Annotated in this window: 1 protein-coding gene; it reads left to right on the forward strand. The window is 63.5% G+C overall.

Annotated elements, in window-relative coordinates:
- Positions 1-769 (forward strand): reverse transcriptase domain-containing protein (locus HCR68_RS13920; protein ID WP_167150460.1); only part of this gene is annotated, 769 nt, incomplete at its 5' end.
- Positions 770-921: the final 152 nt, after the last annotated feature.

The following is a 921-nucleotide window of genomic DNA, read 5'->3' on the forward strand; positions in this document are numbered from 1 at the left end:
CCTGCCGTGGGTGATGCTCTACGTGCGGCGCTGGCTCAAGGCGCCTGCGCAGCAGGGGGATGGGACGCTTACTGAGCGGTGGAGGGGTACTCCTCAGGGGTCGGCGGTCTCGCCGGTTCTGGCCAATCTGTTCATGCACTACGCGCTCGATGCATGGCTTGCCCGGAGCTTTCCGGGGGTTGCCTTCGAGCGTTACGCCGACGATGTGGTGATCCACTGCAAGAGCCTGGAACAGGCCCGGGCGGTGCTGGCCGCGGTGGCGGAGCGCATGAGGCAGGTGGGGCTGAGCCTGCACCCGCGCAAGACCCGGATCGTGTACTGCAAGGACGCGAACCGGACTGGCTCATGGGAGCACACCGAGTTCACGTTCCTGGGGTATGAGTTCCGTGAGCGTACCGTCAAAGGGCGACATGGACTGTTCCGGAGTTTCTCCCCGGCAGTATCCAGGGCGGCCTTGAAACGGATGAGCGCCACAGTACGCTCCTGGCGTCTGCACCGATGGGTGACAGCGACGGTCAGTGATCTGGCAGCACACGTCAACCCGGTGGTCAGAGGCTGGATGCGCTACTACGGAGCCTTCCATCCGTCAGCGCTCTACCCTCTGCTCAGGAGAATCAACTCCTACCTGGTCCGGTGGCTCAGGGGAAAGTACCGCAAACTGCGGGCCAGCTGGGCCAGAACCATGCGGAAGTGGTACACAGGCGTCAAGAAAGCGCCAAACTACTTCGCACACTGGGCCTGGGTTACTGAGCCTGGCCCCGTGTGGTGACACCAGAACGACAAGAGCCGTATGACGGGAGACTGTCACGTACGGTTCTGTGGGAGCCCGGGGACCACAGTCCCCGGGCCACCCGACTCCGCGAAGGAACGACCGTGACCGAGCGCTACGAGCTCATCAATCGCGAAGAAGGCCATTACCCC

Origin of the sequence: Actinomyces sp. ZJ308 (assembly GCF_011752065.1) — a bacterium.
Taxonomy (GTDB): domain Bacteria; phylum Actinomycetota; class Actinomycetes; order Actinomycetales; family Actinomycetaceae; genus Actinomyces.